Origin of the sequence: Ramlibacter sp., from assembly GCF_050250995.1 — a bacterium.
Taxonomy (GTDB): domain Bacteria; phylum Pseudomonadota; class Gammaproteobacteria; order Burkholderiales; family Burkholderiaceae_C; genus Ramlibacter.
In genome coordinates, this window is the sequence record NZ_JBFWNP010000079.1 from 1 (window position 1) to 15,711 (window position 15,711).

General features: G+C 66.7%; 15 protein-coding genes, 1 tRNA gene and 1 pseudogene. 9 read left to right on the forward strand and 8 right to left on the reverse strand.

Annotation, left to right across the window (positions count from 1 at the left end):
• The first annotated feature begins 148 nt into the window (after window positions 1–148).
• From AB7E83_RS26905 to AB7E83_RS26920, 4 genes are read left to right on the forward strand one after another with little or no spacing between them, the layout of a single operon-like run.
• Window positions 149–529, forward strand: coding sequence for a hypothetical protein (locus AB7E83_RS26905; protein ID WP_428574380.1), 381 nt, complete (start codon window positions 149–151; stop codon window positions 527–529).
• 7 nt (window positions 530–536) lie between these two features.
• Complete coding sequence (locus AB7E83_RS26910) at window positions 537–1,226, forward strand: DUF4194 domain-containing protein (protein ID WP_428574382.1); 690 nt, start codon at window positions 537–539, stop codon at window positions 1,224–1,226.
• Complete coding sequence (locus AB7E83_RS26915; RefSeq protein WP_428574384.1) at window positions 1,223–4,912, forward strand: SbcC/MukB-like Walker B domain-containing protein; 3,690 nt, start codon at window positions 1,223–1,225, stop codon at window positions 4,910–4,912. The genes AB7E83_RS26910 and AB7E83_RS26915 overlap by 4 nt, the downstream gene beginning before the upstream one ends.
• 2 nt (window positions 4,913–4,914) lie before the next feature.
• Complete coding sequence (locus AB7E83_RS26920) at window positions 4,915–6,174, forward strand: hypothetical protein (protein WP_428574386.1); 1,260 nt, start codon at window positions 4,915–4,917, stop codon at window positions 6,172–6,174.
• Window positions 6,175–6,439: 265 nt separating this feature from the next.
• On the opposite strand, the gene AB7E83_RS26925 is transcribed toward AB7E83_RS26920, so the two are convergent.
• The 5 genes from AB7E83_RS26925 to AB7E83_RS26945 form a co-directional block, all read right to left on the reverse strand.
• Complete coding sequence (locus AB7E83_RS26925) at window positions 6,440–6,892, reverse strand: SAVED domain-containing protein (protein ID WP_428574409.1); 453 nt, start codon at window positions 6,890–6,892, stop codon at window positions 6,440–6,442.
• 145 nt (window positions 6,893–7,037) lie between these two features.
• Window positions 7,038–7,322 (reverse strand): type II toxin-antitoxin system RelE/ParE family toxin, encoded by a 285-nt coding sequence (locus AB7E83_RS26930; protein ID WP_428574389.1) that lies wholly within the window; start codon window positions 7,320–7,322, stop codon window positions 7,038–7,040.
• Window positions 7,312–7,542, reverse strand: coding sequence for a CopG family ribbon-helix-helix protein (locus tag AB7E83_RS26935; protein ID WP_428574391.1), 231 nt, complete (start codon window positions 7,540–7,542; stop codon window positions 7,312–7,314). Before AB7E83_RS26935 ends, AB7E83_RS26930 begins: the two co-directional genes overlap by 11 nt.
• Window positions 7,543–7,743: 201 nt before the next feature.
• Window positions 7,744–7,820: transfer RNA gene (locus AB7E83_RS26940), tRNA-Met, on the reverse strand.
• A gap of 12 nt (window positions 7,821–7,832) precedes the next feature.
• Complete coding sequence (locus AB7E83_RS26945) at window positions 7,833–9,299, reverse strand: VWA domain-containing protein (RefSeq protein WP_428574393.1); 1,467 nt, start codon at window positions 9,297–9,299, stop codon at window positions 7,833–7,835.
• Window positions 9,300–9,422: 123 nt separating this feature from the next.
• On the opposite strand from AB7E83_RS26945, the gene AB7E83_RS26950 reads away from it, so the two are divergent.
• Window positions 9,423–10,037 (forward strand): sigma-70 family RNA polymerase sigma factor, encoded by a 615-nt coding sequence (locus tag AB7E83_RS26950; RefSeq protein ID WP_428574395.1) that lies wholly within the window; start codon window positions 9,423–9,425, stop codon window positions 10,035–10,037.
• On the forward strand, window positions 10,034–10,969 hold the full coding sequence (locus AB7E83_RS26955) for a hypothetical protein (protein ID WP_428574397.1): 936 nt from the start codon (window positions 10,034–10,036) through the stop codon (window positions 10,967–10,969). The genes AB7E83_RS26950 and AB7E83_RS26955 overlap by 4 nt, the downstream gene beginning before the upstream one ends.
• On the opposite strand, the gene AB7E83_RS26960 is transcribed toward AB7E83_RS26955, so the two are convergent.
• Window positions 10,966–11,328, reverse strand: coding sequence for an iron chaperone (locus tag AB7E83_RS26960; RefSeq protein WP_428574399.1), 363 nt, complete (start codon window positions 11,326–11,328; stop codon window positions 10,966–10,968). The two genes, AB7E83_RS26955 and AB7E83_RS26960, sit on opposite strands and share 4 nt — an antisense overlap.
• 33 nt (window positions 11,329–11,361) lie before the next feature.
• Window positions 11,362–12,141, reverse strand: a complete 780-nt coding sequence (locus tag AB7E83_RS26965) for an enoyl-CoA hydratase (RefSeq protein ID WP_428574401.1) — start codon at window positions 12,139–12,141, stop codon at window positions 11,362–11,364.
• 71 nt (window positions 12,142–12,212) lie between these two features.
• Between AB7E83_RS26965 and AB7E83_RS26970 the strand changes: the two genes are divergently transcribed.
• The 3 genes from AB7E83_RS26970 (at window position 12,213) to paaK (ending at window position 14,834) form a co-directional block, all read left to right on the forward strand.
• Entirely contained in the window at window positions 12,213–13,016 is an 804-nt protein-coding gene (locus tag AB7E83_RS26970) for an enoyl-CoA hydratase-related protein (RefSeq protein WP_428574403.1), read from the forward strand.
• Window positions 13,017–13,098: 82 nt separating this feature from the next.
• Window positions 13,099–13,536, forward strand: a complete 438-nt coding sequence (gene paaI, locus AB7E83_RS26975; RefSeq protein WP_428574405.1) for a hydroxyphenylacetyl-CoA thioesterase PaaI — start codon at window positions 13,099–13,101, stop codon at window positions 13,534–13,536.
• Complete coding sequence (gene paaK / locus AB7E83_RS26980; protein WP_428574407.1) at window positions 13,533–14,834, forward strand: phenylacetate--CoA ligase PaaK; 1,302 nt, start codon at window positions 13,533–13,535, stop codon at window positions 14,832–14,834. Before paaI ends, paaK begins: the two co-directional genes overlap by 4 nt.
• A gap of 1 nt (window position 14,835) precedes the next feature.
• On the opposite strand, the pseudogene AB7E83_RS26985 reads toward paaK, so the two are convergent.
• Window positions 14,836–15,588, reverse strand: a pseudogene (locus tag AB7E83_RS26985) (M61 family metallopeptidase); the annotation flags it as partial.
• Window positions 15,589–15,711: the final 123 nt, after the last annotated feature.

Here is a 15,711-nt window from a genome sequence, read left to right on the forward strand (position 1 = left end):
TCCCAAGACCGCAACCGTCAAAACCGACACCGCGTCCTGGAGCGTGACCTACGGCGCGCTGCGGCACGTCCTCGACATCTGAAGAATGGCCCTCCCGTCACGAGACGGGGATGCTCGGACAGACACCGGAGGGATACTGCGGTGGACGGTGCGCGACCGCGAAGCCGAGGCCCTGGCGCAAACCCCACTGGTGGTGGATGAGGCCAGCCGCCTGAATGCGCTGCAGCGCCGGGCCGAGGCCGAGGCGTTCGCCTTCAGCGATCAGAAGGTGCTGCAAGGCCTTTTGCCCCACTTGCATGGCGGCCCCATCACGCTGGCTGCACTGCCGGTGGACACCGCCGAGGATGCGGTGCGCCTGCTGCATGCCGTGGGTGCGGCGCGGTCTGCCGAGGGACGTCGCCTGATACAGGCCCGAAAGACGGCAGGGCAGGTGAGCACGCCCTACTTCCAGGCCGACGATTACGAATTGAGCGTCGAACCGATGGACGGGATGGGCGTACCGTCCAGTAGCGCCGGCAGGGGACACTGAACACGTCATGCTGCAGTCTCTTGCGCATTACATCGAACAGCGGTTGACCACCGAAGGCGCCGCCAACGTCAAACCTGCACGCTTCGCCGAGTTGGCCGGGCGACTGCTGGCCAGCGGCGTGGTCTGGCGCGAGCTTTCCCGGCCCGAAGCGACTCTGTACGACGACGCCATCCAGTGCGAGCAGTTGCTGCGCGAATGGTTCGCCTGCATCGGCTTCGTGCTGGTGCATGACAGCGATGCGCGCCTTTTACGGCTGTACCCGCCAGGCGAAGGCGGTGGTGACGACGAAGAAGATGGTGTGCGCCGACTGCGTGCCCGTCTGTCGCGTGACTTCGTGGCCGCCGTGATCGCCCTGCGCTTTCTCTACACCGAGGCGCTGACCGGACGCCGCCCGCTGGTCGACGAGCGCCTGGCCATCAGCCTGGAGGAACTGTCGCAGGCCGTGGTGTCTCTGTTGGCGCACAAGCTGCCCAACGCGGCCAGCGAGCGGATCGTCCTGCTGCGCGAATTGCGCAAGCATCGCGTTCTGCATTTCGTCGAGGGCGATGACGCGGGGGACATGCAAATGGGCTTGGCCGTGCTGCGACCGGTGATGAGCTTCGTCAGCGATGAAGCTCTGGACGAGGCCCTGCGGATCGCAGGGTGCCGGACATCTTCCACGCTTTCCGAGCAATCGACGACCAAGGAAGGCGCATGAAACTCGCCAAGCTGCTCACCTGGCACTGGGGCTCGCTGGAAGATCGCGAATGGCCTTTTGCCGACGCCGTGCTGCTGACTGGCGAATCGGGTTCAGGCAAGTCCACGCTGCTCGATGCCATCCAGACCGTGCTGACCGCCGCGCACCAGCATGTGGTGCAGTTCAACATCGGCCAGGACGAGTCCACGCAGAGCCGGCGTGGCGGCAAGGAGCCGCGCACCCTGGCCGCCTACGCACTCGGACAGCAGGCTGACGGTGTATTCCTGCGCACCCGCTCGACCAGCTACGCCGGCATCGTGTTCGAAGCTTCCGATCGGGCAGGGGAGCACGCCGAGCCTTTCACGGCATTGGTGGGCGTGGAAGCTTTCGAGGACGGCCGGCGCGCTGTGCTGCAGGGCACGCCGCAGTTCTTCATCGTGCGCCGGGAACTGTCGCTGGACCATCTGGCGCGCCGGGCAGGCGAGGCACTCGCCGCCTCGCCATTGCCGCTGAAGGAGATCTATGTGCAACTCCAGCACCGCTTGCAAACCCCTGCCGACAAGGCAGCCGTGGTGGTGCAGCGCTTTCCCGACAAAGGCGGTTACCTCCAACATCTCTATGGCGCGCTGATGGGCAAGACAGCGGTCGGCGAGCACGATGCCACGCGTGCGGCCAAGTCGCTCGTCAAGGCCATGGCGTACAAGGAACTGGGCAATGTCAACGATCTGGTGCGCGACGAGATCCTCGAGCCGCACGATTTCGGCAAAGACCTCGACAAGATGCGCGAGCTGATGCGCTCCATCGCCAGCCTCAAGCTGGAGGCCGAACGCCTGGCATTGAATCTGGAGCGGCTCGACACCGCGCAGGCGAGCGCCGACCAAGTGATGGACGAGGCACGGCGATTCGTCACCACCACCATTGCCCATGCCCTGCGCACGCGCGGCGAGGCCCAGGATGAACTGGCCTCGGTGCTACGCCAGATCGCTACGCAGGACCGGAAGCACGCACAGCTGCAGGAGAAGCTGGCCTCGCTCGAAGCGCAGGAGACTCAGTTACGCGAACTATTGCGTGCGGTGGACAAGCGCCTGGACGACAGCGACGTGGCACGCGAGAAGCAGGCGCTGGAAAACCATATCCGGCTGCAGGCCGACCAGTTCCGCCTGCACTGGGGCCGCGTGCAGGAGGCCGCGCGCGGCATCGGCGGCATGGCCACCCAGCTTGGACAACTGCTGGAGCTGGACCTGTCGGCCGTGCCGGCGCTGGCTGGCGCGGTGCAAGCATTGCGCCCCGCCGCGCAGCAGGTGCTCAAGCTCTGGCCAGCCATGGCTCAGGCCTATGCACGCGATGCGATGCTGGACGTCGCACTACCCGCGTTCGAGCTGGAAGCCTTCGACACGCAGCTGTCGAGCTTGCGCCAGAAGCTCCACGACGGCGAAGGCTCTGTGCAAGGTGCGGTACTGCAGGCATTGACCGACGTGGGTGTTCAACTGAACAAGTTGAAAGACGACATCGAACAGCGCGATGCCGAACTGCGTCGCCTGCAGTCCGGCCGGACGCAGGGGCCGAAGGATGTCCATGACGCCGTGGCGCTGATCGAGCGCGAGCTTCCGTCGGCCCGTCCCCACCTGCTGGCGCAACTGGTAGAACCGCGCCACGGCACGCGCTGGCAGAACGCAATCGAAGGCTACATGGGCGGTGACCGCTTCGCGATCATTGTCGAGGCCGGTACAGAGGCGCGATGCGCCCGACTGGTCAAGCAGCACTACCGCGCCCGCTCACCCAAGGTCGTGCAGGGGCGCAAGGCGATGGAGGACACCGAAGGCCGACAGCTGGAGGCCCGTGCCGTTCTGCACGAACTGGTCTGCCACCACCCGGTGGCCCACGCCTTCCTGCTGGCGCAGTACGGCCGCGTGCGCAAGGTGGACACCGAAGAAGAACTGGCACGCACCCCACAGGGCTTGATGGAGGAAGGCCTGGGCAGCCGGGGCTACGGCATGTTTGCCTGCCGCGTACCCGATGGCGACATGGCCTTCGGTGAGGCCGCGCGGCAGCGGCGTCGGCAGTGGTGCGAGGACGAACTCCAGCGCTTGGTGATCGAGGTGCGCGCCTTGCAGGCGCTGCGCCAGTCGCTGCTGGCGATTTCTCGCATGTTCAACGGCCCCGTGTTTACGCCTCTGACGCCCCTGCTCCTTGCCGTGCTGGAGAGCCAGTCCCAGCATGCCCACGCCGAACAGGCGTTCAAGGCGTTGGACTTGTCGGCCATCGACGAACTGTTGGCCGAGCAGAAGGACCTGAAGGCTCGCATCGGCAGCGTCACCGGGCACCGCGACGAAGTGTTGAAGCAAGTCGGTGCGACCGACAAGGAACTGGTAGAGCTGCGCCGCCGCGAGAAAGGCCTGGCGGAGCGCATACCCGATCTCGACATCGCATGCACCAACTCAACGGTCTGGGCCTCGCGCTTCGCAGGTGCCGTGCCCGCCCTGGCTACCGAGCTCCAACTGCTCGACGAGGCCCAGGTGCTGGCGGCCGAACCGGAAACCAGCCTGGACGCGCTGCGTCATCGCATGCAGAGCCTGCGCGAAGGCCTGCCGCGCACATTGCGCGAGCTTGCCCAGGCGGTGGGCGCCTACCTCTCCGGTGCGCGCGACGACAGCGAGCGCTTCACCTGGGCCGATCCGCCGCGTAGCGTCGACCGTCTCGAAGAGTTGCTCCCGCTGGTCGAGCGCACCCGCGCTGCCATCGTCGAGCAGGCTCAGCGCCAACGCGCCATTGGCTTGGCGGACAACGCGCGCGCATTGCGCGAAGCCGAAGGTCAGTTCAACCATGTCTTCACCAGCAGCTTCTGCTTCAAGGTGCGCGACGATGTCAAGCAGGGCGCGCTGACACTGCAGCGGCTCAATCGCCACCTGCAAGACATCCGCTTCGGCAGCGACACCTTCAGGCTGGAATGGGACTGGGTGCCGCGCATGCAGAAGGTGCAGGATTTCTTCGAGGCGGTGGAAAGCGCGGTTGAAGGGCTGGCGAATGACCGTGGCTCCATCTTCACATCGCCTCGGCTCACCGACGAACAGCGCGCTACCGCGGAGGAAATCCGCCGGCTGCTGCTGGCCAACGACCAGGGCGCAAGCGAACGCGCGTTGCGCGAACTGGCCGACTACCGAAACTACCGGCGCTACGACATCCTGCGCACCAGCCCGGTCGGGACCACGCGGCTGTCCACCTGGGGCACAGGCTCGGGCGGCGAGCTGGAAACGCCTTTTTACGTGGTGCGCTCGGCCGTGCTGGCCCATGCGCTCGGGCACTTCGGCCGCGACCGCCGCGAGGCACCTGCCTTGCGGCTGATGCTCAGCGATGAGGCTTTTTCCAAGATGGACGAGACGCGCTCGCGCAACGTACTGCAGTTCCTTTCGCAGACGCTGGGGTTGCAACTCGTCGTGGCCATGCCCACGTCCAAGTCGGGCGCGGTCAAGCCCGAGTTCGACAAGGAGTTCACTTTCTCCAAGGTGATGGCTCGGCGCGATGGTCAAGAGTTGTTCATCAGCGAAGCGCAGGAGAAGACGCTCAACCGCCCGGCCCTGGCCCGGCTGTGGGACGCGCATGCCGAGCAGGCCCGCGAGGCTGCGCGCGCCCAGTGGATCGCGCAACAGGCCCAGGCGCAGATCCCAGGTTCGACAGCCGAAGATGCCAATGGCGGGTTCTCGCCCTGATCATGGACACGCCCGAATCGTCCTCGCGGTCCGATCCGCCTTCGCCGCATCCACTCCTGCTGCGCCTGGCACGGTCGCTGCTCGCCAAGGCTGAACGCAGCACGACTCAGCGGCCGGTGCGCCTGTCGCTGGACCGCAAGGCTGCGCCCGAGTTGCACGATGCCGTGGATGCCGACCAGATCCAGTTGCTGCGCATGCAACTCGATGACCTGTGCGCCACCGGCTGGGTGACGTTGCTGCTGGAGGCGCCCCGCGCGTTCGCCGGCTTCAGCGACCGCAAGCCCCAGATGGAGTTATGCGATTTCAACGCTCTGGCGGCCTGGGCCGGGTACACACCACAGGCCCAGCGCTGGCGGCAGAAGTGGCGAACGCACCTCGCCGCCCACTGGGCGGCGAACCCGCATGAGGCGCCTGCCAATCCTGCTGCCGTGCTGGACCACCTCGCCCGCAGCCCATTGGTCCCAGTGGAAGGCTTGCCGGTAGAAGAAGCCACACAGAGCCTTGCCACATTAGTCGCCCTATGCAAGTCGGGCCAAGCGATGGCCCTGCGAGAAGCCTCTGCACGCGCCTTCCAAAGCCGCTCCAAGGTGCTGGACCACCGTGAGGAACTGCTGAGATTGCTGGGCGCGACTTCGGGCCAGTTCACCGAGGCCCCGATCCAGTTGCTGCTGGCACCACCCGGAGGCGATCTCGCGCATAGCCGTGGTGGTGGTGGCCGGGCCTTCAGTGAGGTATTGTTCATCGAGAACCTCGTGACCTTCGAGCACATGGCCGACACACGGGCCACGGCCTGGGCGGGCAGCCTGCTGGTCTATGCGGCAGGGTTCCGGAGCAGCGCCCGCAGGTTGCGTTCCCGCGCCGGATGCCGCCTCTACCTGCGTGCGCCAGCGTCAATCGCGGCATTGCCGGAGATCGAGAGTTGGCTGTTCCAACCGTTGAAGGACGATCAATCCGGCGTGCCGGCCATGCCGGTGAGCTTTTTCGGCGACCTCGACTACGCTGGCATGCAAATCCTCGCGAGCTTGCGCGAAGTCTTTCCTCAGGCTTGTGCCTGGCAACCCGGCTACAGTCAATTGGCAAGGCCGCTGGCAGCCGGTGCAGGCCACCCTCCGGAACTGGCTGCCAAGGCCCAGCAGACGGACCCCGGCCACACGGGTTGTGCCTATGCAGACAATGAATTGCTGCCGGCGCTGCGCAACCAAGGGCGCTTTATTGACCAAGAGGTTTTCGATCTCGACGAAGTCCAGGAATCGGACCGATGATCGGCGTCCGAAGCGACCTTTCTCGCCTCCACCATATTTCGCCGCATTCGGCTCGTGCGGCTTGCCGATTCGAGGGCGACTGGATCGCGACGGCGTCCATCACACGACCTACCACGAGGCTCGCCGCAGCCGGATCGTCCTCGGCGACGTATTCAGCGTCATGTTCCAGATCGCGGCGCCTCGCCCAGCCACCTAACCTGCATTCAACTTCCACCGCTTCCAGCGCGTGATTGATAGCGCATGGCAGTGGCTGCGCGAAGAAAGCTCAGATGGGTAATGCAAGAGATGGTTTATAGCCACCGCCATTTCCGCCTTCGAAGTCGTATTCGTACAGCGTGGTCTTACCGAGGCCGGGCTGGCGCTGCCCGAGGAAGAATGTGAACGCATTTGGTGCCGCGATGAAAAGATGCAGCGGCGGCCTGTTGATCTGGGGCTTCAGGTTGATCTGTAGTGACAATGCCTCTGCCAGATCGAACGCGTGCGGACCGCAAATGACGGATTTCGCGCCCGCACTGCACGTGGGTCTTGCGATCAACAAGGAACTCACCTGCGGCAGCGAAGCAGCGATGTGCGCCTTCACAGCTGGGACCACGTCGTGGGTGAGGCACACCGCGATAGCCATGTCCCCCTCGGACTTCGCCAACGCTTCCAGATCGAGCTGCCACGCAGGCCAGGACGGATCGCGCGGCATGTCGCTCGAGGGGGAAATTGGGGCCAGATCCCAATTACGCTGCCCGCCTTGTGCAGCTCAAACGTGATGGCGCAGCGGTGGTTCGGAATTGCGGCGGGTTCCGTGCGCGGATGGCGAGGCCCGAAGCACCTGGAGAGCAGAGCGTACGCGGGTCGTCTGACCGCTCTCCTGGCTACCACTTCGGTGGCGGCCTGCGCGACGCGTGGAACACCCGCAGAATTTCGACGATCTCTCCGCGGACGCGGTAGGGAACGAGGCATCGTGTTTTCGGTACAACGAGCTCGCGCGTGCCCGGCAAGCGGCCAAGTCGTCCCGCTCCGGGCTGGGTCTCGAGCATCGCGACGGCGTCCATCACACGACCTACCACGAGGCTCGCCGCAGCCCGATCGTCTTCGGCGATGTATGCCGCTTCATGGTCCAGATTTCGCAGCGCCTCGCGCAGCCACTTAACCTGCATTCACCTTCCACCGCTTTACCACCGCACCGACTTCCTTCTCCGTCGCGAAGTCTCCGGAATCGGCCTCCTTCAAGGCAGCTCGAACTTCGGCGATTTGCCATTCGTTGCTCTCGACGTACTGACGGATGGCTTCCGAGGCAAGCCACGACTTGCTTCGATGCGTGGACTCGGCCAAGTGCTCCAGCCGGGTTTTCATGTCGTCCTCCAGTCGGATGGTCATCGTGCTCGACATCGTTGTACTGCTCTGTGATGGTTTGTGTACATCGTAGTACGGAGGCATTCAGGGAGGACGTATCGCGATCTGTGAACAGTCCTGCCCACCCGGCCTTTCCGGGAACGAAGAAGTAGAGTGCATTTCATATCCGGGTCGCGGCCTGAAATGCAAAACGGCCTGCCTCGGTAGAGGCAGGCCGTTTGAACCTGGTGGCGCTTCAGGGATTCGAACCCCGGACCTGCGGATTATGATTCCGTCGCTCTAACCGACTGAGCTAAAGCGCCTAGAACCCACGATTATAGCGGACCCGAAAGCTTGCCCAGCTCATCGGTCACCAACCGCACGATCAGGCGGTCGAGGGTGTCCACCGAATAGTTCTTCACGTCGTGAACTGTCTCCCGTCCCGCGCCGCTCGAAGGGTTGCGGGCGTCCGCGTAGGTGAGGAAAACGAAACGGCCGCCCGTGTACTGCGCGATCTGCCGCTGGATGAATTCGCCCTGCTTGTCCAGCCCGCTCGCGCCCACGCCGAACACCTTGATGCCCTTGCCCAGCGCGGCCAGCATATCGTCGTCGTAGTGCGGCGCGCCGTAGTCCAGGTGTGGCGGCGCATCCGCGAGCAGGACGACCATGCGCGTCGCGCCGTCGCCGCGCCAGCTCAGTTCATGCACGGTCTCGTGCAGCGCCTCGTTCATCGCCTCGGGATAGTCGCCGCCACCGGCCGCCCGCAAGGGGATCAGCGCGCCGCTCAGGAAGCCGCCCACGTCGTCGGTGAAGTCGTGCGTGCGGACGAGGAACGCATCGCCCCGGTCGCGATAGGCCACCAGCCCGAGGCACAGGTCGGGGCGGCTCGGAAGCGCCGAGACTTCCGCGACGATCGTGCGCAGCGTCGCCTTCAGCTTGTCGATCTCGTCGGCCATCGAGCCGGTGGCGTCGATCAGGAACACGAGGTCGAGGCGTGCGCGCGGCTGCGCGGCCGGCGCGTCGAGCCGTACTTCGACGGCGCTCTTCTGGCCGCGCACGAGCCTCGCGCCCGATTCGTGTCCGAGCTTGCGCACGCGCACGTCGTACTGTGCAGAACGCGAGGGATCGAAGGCGTCCGGGTGCAGCCACACGCGTCCGCCCGCATCGGTGCGCGCCCACATCGCGTGGCCGCTCGTGCCGTACACCGCGACTTCGGCATCGGCCACACCACGGCCGCGCGCATCCTTCACCTCGAGCAGATAGCGGTCGCGGACATCGCGCGGGCGATGCGCGACACGAGTGCGGTTGCGGAAGGCGAGGTACGAAGTGAAGTCGGCGTTGTCGTCGACGACGCCGGCCGTGACGGGGCCGGGGACGGGTTGCTGCGACTGCGATGGCGCCGCCTGGGGTGCAACCGGCAGCGGGGCCGAGGGCGCAATGCTCTTCGCGGCTTCGCGGCGTTCGGCACGCAACGGTGCGGCGGCTATTGAAGGCGAGGGAGCCGAAGTCGCCCCGTCCGCCATCGCGTCCCCGGCCCTGCGGCGGCGATGCAACTCCTCTGGCTGGCTGTTGTTGCCGAAGCGGCCGGGGATCTCGCGCATGGACACCGGACGGCTGCAATGCGTCGCGGATGGCGCCTCGAAATTCGGCCTCGTGCGCACGCGCGGCTGGTGCTGCGGTTGCGCCACCGGTTTCAGGCGCGGCCAAGGCGGCTCGGGCTCCGGCGATTGCGCGGTGACGCCGCACGCGACGAGCAAGGCGGGCAGGGCGACGCCGAGGAGGCGGGTGGAAGGGCGATTCATGGGATCTCCAGCGTGAAAGGTCCCGGTTGAACGGCCGCCGGAATGAAGCAGGGTGAATTTCTTCGCTTGTCGTTAACCCCGATCCGCGCCGGCCCCCGTACAACGTGGTGTGAAAATCTGTCCATGCCCCGCGCGCCCCTCGACATGCCCGACGAAGCTTTGATGCTGGCCTATGCGCAAGGCGACGTCGCCGCGTTCGAGACGCTCTATTCGCGCCACGAGCAGGCGCTGCACCGCTTCGTGCGCCGCCTGCTCGGCACGGCGCTCGCGGCGCAGGTGGACGAGGTGTTCCAGGACACGTGGATGCGCATCGTGGCGGCGCGCACGAGCTTCGTGCCGCAGGGTGCGGCATGGCGCACCTGGGCGTTCACGATCGCACACAACGCGGCGATGGATCGCCTGCGCACGAGCGGGCGCGAACAGCCGCTGGAAGCGTCGGACGACGGCGACGACCCGCTCGAGTGGCTCGCGGGCAAGCTGGATCGCACGCATCCCTCGAGCGAAGACGAGGCGCATTGGCGCGCGGCGGGGCGGCAGTTGCTGACCTGTCTCGACGCCTTGCCGGCCGCCCAGCGTGCGGCCTTTCTGCTGCACCACGAAGACGGCGCGAGCGTCGAGGACATGGCGCAGCGGCTCGCGCTGCCGTTCGAGACGGCGAAGAGCCGTCTGCGTTACGCGCTGCAGAAACTGCGCGGCTGCATGCACGCGTATCTGCAGGTCATGGAGCGCACCGCATGACCGAGTATCGCGATGCGAGGCTGGCGCGCGCCCTGCAGTCGGCGGACGAGGACGCGTCGGCGCCCCCGGCCGCGGTGCGGGCGGCCGTGCTCGAAGCCGCGCGCAAGGCGGTCGCCCCTGCGGCGGCGAGTGACATGCCGTGGTGGCGACGCTGGTTCGCGAGCCCTCAACAACGCATGCCGTGGAATGCCGCGTTCGCCACCCTGCTGCTCGCCTCGCTGGTCACGCTGATGTGGCGCGATGAAGAAGTGCCCGGCGCGAGGCCGGAGTCGGCGATGGCGGACAAGGCGCAGCCACGTGCGGAGGCGCCTGCGCCTGCCGCGTCGCAGTCCACGGTTGCGGCTGCGCCTTCCGCGACCGACCACGCGGCGAATCAATTGCCGGCGACGAAGTCGGTCGAGTCGCGGGCGAAATCCCCGCCGCCGGAGACCCCGGCCCTGTCTCCGGTCCCTCCGCCTGAGGCGCCGCCTTCACCCGCGCTCCCGGCAACCGCAGTGACAGCACCCACCGCGCAACAGGGCATGCGCGACGAAGTCGATCGGCCGCCGGCGTCGGCCGCACCGGCCGCGCGTTCCGAGCAACTGCGCGCGGCGCCCCGGGCGCCACCGGCGGCACCTTCTGCCGCGAGGGCTGCAGCCGTTTCATGGACGGACTTGCGCGTTCGGGCCGCCGGCCGGGAATTCACGCTCGCGCGAAGCGCGGTCCCACGCGTTCCGGAACTTCTCGACCGTGTCGTTCGCTCGACCTCCGCGAGCATCCCCTGGAGCGAGGTCGCCGCGACAACCGTCTTGTTGAGAGAAGGGGAGACCGTCGTGGGCCTGCTTGAAATCGCACCGCCCCTCGCACGCTGGACGCCGGGCAGCGGGCCGAGCCGCATTCTCCAACCCGACTCCACCTTGCTGCAGGCTTTGCAGGACGAACTCCTGCGCTAAGTCCTGGCGTCCCCGTACTGCGTTGCCAAAGACCGCGCGACGCGCGCGATCAGCTCGAAGGGCATGGGTTCGCTCAACGGAAACTGCAGATTTCCCTTGGGTCCACGGTACCGAACAAGCTCGGCGTCGAGCGCAGGGTCATGGAGTGGCGGATACACCCCGATGTGTTTCTTGAACGCCGCGAAGTAAAAGAACACTTTCTTGCGGCGAAACGCGGGCATCTGGTAGCCGATGCACTCGGCGGCGTCCGGGATCGCGGCGGCGACCCGCTTGCGGATCGTCGCGAGGATCTCCTGCACCCCGGGATCGGATGCGGCAACGTACTCGTCGATGCTCGCGAATCGAAGGCGGGGAGGCATGGACGACGGGGGATTCGACGACGCCGGGATGCCTCACCGATGCTTGAACTCCGGCGCCCGCTTGCCCAAAAACGCATCCATGCCTTCCTTCTGGTCCGCCGTCGCGAAGAGGGCGTGGAACATGCGCCGCTCGTACATCAGGCCATCGTTCAGGCTGGCCTCGAAGGAGCGGTTCACCGCCTCCTTCGCCGCCATCACGGCGAGCTGCGAATAGCCGCAGATCATCAACGCGGCGCCGAGCGCCTCATCCATCAACTTGTCGAGCGGCACCACGCGGCTCACGAGGCCGCTGCGCTCGGCTTCGGCCGCGTCCATCATGCGGCCGGTCAGCGCCATGTCCATGGCCTTCGATTTGCCGACGGCGCGCGGCAGCCGCTGCGTGCCGCCCGCGCCGGGGATGATGCCGATCTTGATCTCGGGCTGGCCGAACTTCGCGTTGTCGGCGGCGATGATGAAGTCGCACATCATCGCCAGCTCGCAGCCGCCGCCCAGGGCGAAGCCGCTCACGGCCGCGATGACGGGCTTGCGCACGGTGCGGATCGATTCCCAGTTGCGCGTGATGAAGTCGCGGCGGAACACCTCGTCGAAGTTGTACTTCGCCATGGCCGAAATGTCCGCGCCCGCGGCGAAGGCCTTCTCGCTGCCGGTCAGCACCATGCAGCCGATCGCGTCGTCCGCGTCGAAGGCCTTGAGCGCCGCGCCCAGCTCGTCCATCAGCTGGTCGTTCAATGCGTTCAGCGCCTTGGGCCGGTTGAGCGTGACGATGCCGACCTTGCCGGCTTCAGTGCGGACCTGGATGTTTTCGTACGACATGGCGTTTCTCCTGTTTCGCGAAGCACTCTACCAGCCTGATGCTAGAGTGGCGCGAGCAGGAGACAAAGCCCATGGAAGACAAGACGGTCCTCTTCGAGACCCGGGGCGCGGTGGCGCTCATCACGCTCAACCGCCCGCAGGCGCTCAACAGCTTCACGCGGCAGATGCACCACGACCTGTGGGCCGCGCTCGATCGCATCGAGGCCGACACCTCCATCCGCGCGTGCGTCATCACCGGCGCCGGCCGCGGCTTCTGCGCCGGGGCGGACCTCGCCGAGTTCGACTTCGCGCCCGGACCCGACCTCGTGAAGCGCGCCGACCCCGGCCCGATCATCGAGCAGGCCTTCAACCCCACCGCGCGTCGCCTGATGGCATTGCGCGTGCCCACCGTGGGTGCGGTCAACGGCATCGTCGCAGGCGCCGGCGTTTCGCTGGCGATGACGTGCGACCTGTCCATCGCGGCATCGAACGCGAGCTTCACGCTCGCCTTCAGCAAGATCGGCCTGATCCCCGACGCGGGCGGCACCTGGTTCCTCATCAAGAAGCTCGGCCTGGCGCGCGCGATGGGCGCGGCGATGCTCAGCGACAGGATTTCCGCGAAGGACGCGAAGGAATGGGGAATGATCTGGGACGTCGCGCCGGAAGGCGAGGACGTCGTGGCGGCCGCGCTGAAGGTGGCCGAGCGGCTCGCCGCCATGCCGACCAAGGCGCTCGTGGAGACGCGGCGGATGCTGCGCAAGGCCGCCTCGCAGGACCTCGATGCACAGCTCGACGAGGAGCGCGACACGCAGTCGGCGCTCGGCCGCACGCACGACTACATCGAAGGCGTGATGGCGTTCCGCGAGAAGCGGACCCCCAACTTCAAAGGCGAATGATGGCCCCCACGCTTGTCACTTCGTGTACTGCGCTGCCCCCCGAGGGGGCTTCAGCCGCCTTGAGGCGGCTCGGCGGCGGCTGATGACCCCGGCCGACCTCGCAAGGCAAGTCGGCGAGTCGATGTTCGCGGCCGACGCCGCGAGCCGCGAGTTCATGCGGATGGAACTCGTGACCTGCGAGCCCGGCCGCGCGGTGATGCGCATGACCGTGCGCGAACCCATGCTCAATGGCCACAAGATCTGCCACGGCGGATTCATCTTCACGCTGGCCGACTCCACCTTCGCATTCGCGTGCAACAGCCACAACAAGGTGGCGGTGGCCGCGGGCTGCACCATCGAATTCCTCAAGCCCGGGCAGCTCGGCGACGTACTGACGTGCGAGGGCATCGAGCGCGTGCTGCAAGGCCGCCACGGCATCTACGACATGAAGGTGACGAACCAGCGCGATGAAGTCGTGGCGATGTTCCGCGGCAAGAGCGCGCAGATCGCGGGGACGGTGATTCCGCAGGAGGGCGCATGACGACCGGAAGCTTCGCGCTGGAACCCATCGAGCGGGCGAGCGTCGACGAACTGCGCGCGCTGCAGTTCAAGCGGCTGAAGCAGACGCTGCGCCACGCCTACGACAACTCGCCCGTGTACCGCCGCAAGTTCGACGAGGCGCGCGTGCATCCGGACGACTGCCGCAGCCTCGTCGACCTGAAGAAGTTTCCGTTCACGACCAAGCGCGACCTGCGCGATGCCTATCCCTACGGCATGTTCGCCGTGCCGCGCACGCAGTGCGTGCGCATCCATGCGTCGAGCGGCACGACCGGCAAGCCCACCGTCGTGGGCTATACGAAGGCCGACATCGAGACCTGGTCGCACGTCATGGCGCGCAGCATCCGCGCCAGCGGCGCGCGGCCCGGCGACCTGGTGCATGTGAGCTACGGCTACGGGCTCTTCACGGGCGGTCTCGGCGCGCACTACGGCGCGGAGAAACTCGGCCTGACCGTCGTGCCCTTCGGCGGCGGCCAGACCGAACGGCAGGTGCAGCTCATCGCCGATTTCAAGCCCGACATCATCATGGTGACCCCGAGCTACATGCTCGCCATCGCCGACGAGTTCGAGCGGCAGGGGCTCGATCCCGCGCAAAGCAGTTTGCGCCTCGGCATCTTCGGCGCGGAGCCGTGGACCAACGACATGCGCGCGGCCATCGAGCAGCGCATGGGCATGGACGCGGTGGACATCTACGGACTTTCCGAAGTGATGGGGCCGGGCGTCGCCAACGAGTGCGTGGAGACCAAGGATGGCCCCACGATCTGGGAGGATCATTTCTATCCGGAGATCGTGAACCCGGAAACGGGCGAGCCGGTGGCCGACGGCGAACTCGGCGAGCTGGTGTTCACGAGCCTCACGAAAGAGGCGCTGCCCATCATCCGCTACCGCACGCGCGATCTCACGCGGCTGTTGCCCGGCACGGCGCGCACGATGCGCCGGATGGAAAAGATCACCGGCCGCAGCGACGACATGATGATCGTGCGCGGCGTGAACGTGTTTCCCACGCAGATCGAGGAACTCATCCTCAAGTGCGCCGAACTCGCGCCGCACTACCTGTGCATCCTCACGCGCGAAGGGCCGATGGATTCGCTGACGGTGGCGGTGGAGTGCCGCCAGGACCTGTCGCACGAGAGCCCGCAAGCGCAGGACGCCGCGCAGCGCCTGTCGCACGACATCAAGGCTTATGTGGGAACGAGTGCTCGCGTGGAACTGCGGCCGAGCGGCGGCATCGAGCGCAGCATGGGCAAGGCCAGGCGCGTGCTCGACCAGCGCAAGCCGTAGCTCAGCCCTGCGGACCCAGCCAGGCCTGCGCCAGCGCCGGGTCGCGCATCACGAGGCGCCAGGTCGTCGCCGATGCCGGGATGCCGAGCTCGAAACGCAGCAGGCGACGGTCGCGCGCGACGATCGCCGTGACCTTGCGGTGCGTGCCCGCATAGAGCGTGAGGTCGTCGAGTTTCGCGAGCCGCCAGGCGGATCCCGCCACTTCGACGCCCAGCCACTCATCGTTCGCGGCCAGTCCGGCCTGTTCGGCCGCGCCGCCGCGCAGCACCGCCTTGATCTGCACGATGCCGTTGGTCTCCGCGCTGCGGATGCCCAGGCGCTGCTGCAGTTGCGAGGGCTCGTCGAGCACGGTAATGCCGTGGCGCTCGAGCAATTCCTTCAGCGGCAGCTCGCGCGTGCCGTGGACCCAGGCCGCGAGCTCGCGCGTGAATGCGCGGCCGCCGAGTTCGCGCAGCACCGCGGCGAAGTCCGACTCGGCCATCGGGCCCGCCTTGCAGCGCGTCCACAGGGCGCGCATGACGTTGTCGAGGCTTGCATGGCCTTCGGAACGCAGCGTGAGGTCGAAGCACAGCGCCACCAGCGCGCCCTTCGTGTAGTAGCTGACCGTGGCGTTGGCCGTGTTCTCGTCCTGCCGGTAGTACTTTACCCAGGCGTCGAAGCTCGCCTGCGCCACCGACTGCACCTCGCGCCCCGGCGTCTGCAGCACCTGGTTGCAGGTCTTGGTGAGCAGCTTGAGGTAGGTCGCGTCGTCAAGTGCCTATTCCACTGATCGCGGGCACCCATTCCACGCGATGGCGGGCAGCGTTCCATCGTGATCGCGGGCAACGTTCCGCCGTGATGGTGGGCAGTCGCGCGTGGCCCGGAGTGACGGTGGAAT